Origin of the sequence: Arsenophonus sp. ENCA (assembly GCF_002287155.1) — a bacterium.
Lineage (GTDB): Bacteria > Pseudomonadota > Gammaproteobacteria > Enterobacterales > Enterobacteriaceae > Arsenophonus > Arsenophonus nilaparvatae.
The window spans coordinates 1-3,287 of sequence record NZ_NHNG01000438.1 but is presented as its reverse complement, the minus strand read 5'-3'; the positions used below and the strand labels follow the sequence as shown (position 1 = coordinate 3,287).

Below are 3,287 nucleotides of genomic sequence, written 5' to 3'. Positions count from 1 at the left end.
TAGATACGCTTTAAGACTAAAATGCGAACCATGGTCTCTGTTGGAAATGGTGGACGTCCGCCTTTTTTGCTGACAGGACGCGGTACCACATGGTCGATTTCTGCTGCTAGATGCGCAAAGTCTATACAGCACGAGTTTCGCACAGGCATATAAAATTCTAAAAATGGCTTAAAAGCAATGATTAATCTGCAAGTTACTAAAAAACATAAATTTTCTTAAATTACAATAAGTTGTATTTGATTTATAAGGTTTTGACTATTTATATATCATGCTGAATTAAACTTAAAAATAGAGCGTTTTTTTATTGGTGCGAAACTCGTGTACAGGTTTCGATCTTGACCAGCGGGTCACCCAACTTGTCGATCGTCTGTTGGTGATACTGGTTTGCAAAGAGGTCATTCTTAATGGCGCTGCGTTTCTTCATGGTGGTTAGCTCAATAGACCAGCTTCCGATAACTTTATCAGCAAAATCAAACTCGGCTTAGGTTTTTCGAGGTGCCCTTTAGAGAATAAAGCAAAAGAGAAAGATTCCACTATTGTGAAAATAACTTCTGCGGGAGGACAAAATTACGTAAGAGCAAGTGCTATCATAGAAAAAAATTAATAATTAGTTTTGTGTGCCTATTATTTACCCTTCGTTTCTTAGTATCCTCTATTATAGAGGATACTATTTTCTAATTTAGATCATTCATTTTTATTACTATTACCGGAGCTAACATAGTTACTTATTTTAGATAACTAAGTTAATCTAATGTTAATTTTTTAAAGGTTATTGACTTTAATATTGAACAATAATGTAATATTTTTAACCAATTACGGTAATTTATATGCTGTTACTATTGGTAACAATGTAGTTAATACTATTAAATTATATTTTACCAATAAAATTTTACTCTGATAAAATGCGAATAATTACGATTAAACAGATCTCTTTTGCAAAGAAAATAGTAAAATAAAATATATTATAAAGATTTATTTTCAAATGTTATTTTTGTTTTGATCTTAATGGTGAAACTATTTCACAGAGTAACATAATGATTTTTTTTGATGATCTATAACAAATTATTTCTTCTTGTTTGGCAATTAATCACTCAAAAATTCATTTATTATTAATATTGCATCAAAATTGACTATTATTATTCTAAATATTTAACGAAAGGAATATTGATATGCTTTGGAAGAATACCTCAACCCAGTTTGGGCATATATCAATTTTAATTCACTGGTTGGTTGCGCTCACTGTTTATGGAATGTTTGCGTTGGGGCTTTGGATGGTATCTTTAAATTATTATGACGCTTGGTATCACAGAGCGCCAGAAATTCATAAGAGCATCGGTTTTGTTTTATTTTTGCTGATGGTATTTCGTGTTCTATGGCGATTTATTTCACCGCCACCTAAGCCATTAGATAGTTATAGCAATTTAGTAAAAATAAGTTCTACTCTTGTCCAATTTTTCCTTTATTTACTTTTATTTGGCATATTATTTAGTGGTTATTTAATTTCTACTGCCGATGGTCAGCCTATTTCAATATTTGGTTATTTTGACATCCCGGCAATATGGTCAGATGAGGGAATGCAGGCGGATAATGCAGGTGTTATACATCTTTATTTGGCTTGGATACTTATTATTCTTTCTATTCTTCATGCGATTGCAGTATTAAAACATCATCTTATTGATGGTGATGTGACCTTAAAACGCATGCTTGGAATTCATTCAAGAAAATAACTTGTTGGAGATAGTTATGTTGAAAAAATTTTTTTTTTGGCTTTAGTAACCACAATTTTGCTATCGAGCGTTAATTCAGCAATAGCTGCTAATTATAAAATTGATAATGAAGGTCAACACGCTTTTGTCCAGTTTCGCATTCAACACTTAGGTTACAGTTGGGTTTATGGTAGTTTTAAGAATTTTGCCGGTAATTTTACGTTTGATGAAAAGAATCCACAAAATGATCAGGTTAAGGTGGTAATTAATACTGCAAGTATTGATACTAATCATGCTGAACGTGATAAGCATTTGCGAAGTCCAGATTTTTTTAATGTAAAAAAATATCCAGAGGCAACTTTTATTTCGACTAAGGTTAGTCAAGTCAAGGGTGCTTATCATATCGATGGTCAGCTGACGTTAAATGGTGTAACAAAACCCATAGTCCTTAATGGGTAAAGGTGACGATCCATGGGGAAGCTATCGTGTTGGCTTTGAGGCAACGGGAAAAATTAAATTGAAAGATTTTAACTTTAAAAAAGATCTTGGGCCAAAATCGCAACAAGCTGAACTTATTATTTCTCTTGAAGGTGTTAAATTACCATAAAATAAAAGTAATACTGAAAGAGCCAATATTGGCTCTTTCAATTATGTTGAAAAGTAACATTATATTAAGAAAATTATTTTTAATTTATGACTAGTTGATGAATAAAGTCACTTGATTATAATTAAAGTTTATTTTATTCGGTAACAATTGATAAGCAATCAAGTACTGCTGTTAATTTTTTACCAGCAGTATGAAAAATTTTTTTACAATTATTCTATTTAAATTTTCATCATATTTAAGTTTATTGGTTTTGATTTTGCTATGCTGATAATTAAAACAGAGAGAAGGGCGTTATATATGAGATTTAATCCATTAATTTTCTTCATTCATTTTTTGTTATTAGGCTGTGATCAACAATTAAAACTAAATGGCGAAAATAAGCAATTATTACGTTCTTCTATTGCCGAAGTACGAGATTCTCTCTCTTTTGAAAAACAGCAACAATTTGATGAAGCTATTGATATTACTATGTTTAATAGCATTAATTTTGATGAGTATCGTCAACTTGGTGAAATAGATGCCGCTCGGGCATTGGAAAAACGGATTTGCCGAACGTTAGATGGTAAAACAGCAGAGCAAGTTATTAATGAAGCAAAAAAGATAAAAATAGATCGTCTGGCATTTGATGAAAATTTGCTTTTTTAATTAAATAACTTACGATTTTAAATATTATTTTTGTTTATTAACTTTGCCGATTGATTTTATTATTTATTAACTTAAACAAAAGCTAAACCATATGTAATGCTATAATTGGAAAAGCTATTTATCTTCATTATAATCCGCCCGAGTTAATAGGGCACCTCGAAAAACCTAAGCCGAGTTTGATTTTGCTGATAAAGTTATCGGAAGCTGGTCTACTGAGCTAACCACCATGAAGAAACGCAGCGCCATTAAGAATGACCTCTTTGCAAACCAGTATCACCAACAGACGATCGACAAGTTGGGTGACCCGCTGGTCAAGATCGAAACCTGTA

At 31.6% G+C, this 3,287-nt stretch carries 3 protein-coding genes and 2 pseudogenes; 3 read left to right on the top strand and 2 right to left on the bottom strand.

Features of this window, described 5'->3' with window-relative positions; all coding sequences use genetic code 11:
* Nucleotides 1-125, bottom strand: a pseudogene (locus CBG25_RS11405) (IS5/IS1182 family transposase); the annotation flags it as partial.
* Between the two features lie 176 nt (nucleotides 126-301).
* Nucleotides 302-424 carry a hypothetical protein gene (locus CBG25_RS11400; RefSeq protein WP_290606730.1) on the bottom strand — a complete coding sequence of 41 codons (123 nt, stop codon included), beginning with the start codon at nucleotides 422-424 and terminating at the stop codon, nucleotides 302-304.
* A 745-nt stretch (nucleotides 425-1,169) separates the two neighbouring features.
* Between CBG25_RS11400 and CBG25_RS11395 the strand changes: the two genes are divergently transcribed.
* The 3 genes and pseudogenes from CBG25_RS11395 to CBG25_RS11385 all read left to right on the top strand — a co-directional run bounded on the left by CBG25_RS11395 (nucleotide 1,170) and on the right by CBG25_RS11385 (nucleotide 2,958).
* Nucleotides 1,170-1,727, top strand: coding sequence for a cytochrome b (locus tag CBG25_RS11395; RefSeq protein ID WP_290606728.1), 558 nt, complete (start codon nucleotides 1,170-1,172; stop codon nucleotides 1,725-1,727).
* A 27-nt stretch (nucleotides 1,728-1,754) separates the two neighbouring features.
* A pseudogene (locus CBG25_RS11390) lies at nucleotides 1,755-2,313 on the top strand (YceI family protein).
* 297 nt (nucleotides 2,314-2,610) lie between these two features.
* Entirely contained in the window at nucleotides 2,611-2,958 is a 348-nt protein-coding gene (locus tag CBG25_RS11385; protein WP_290606726.1) for a DUF6694 family lipoprotein, read from the top strand.
* The last annotated feature ends 329 nt before the right edge of the window (nucleotides 2,959-3,287 follow it).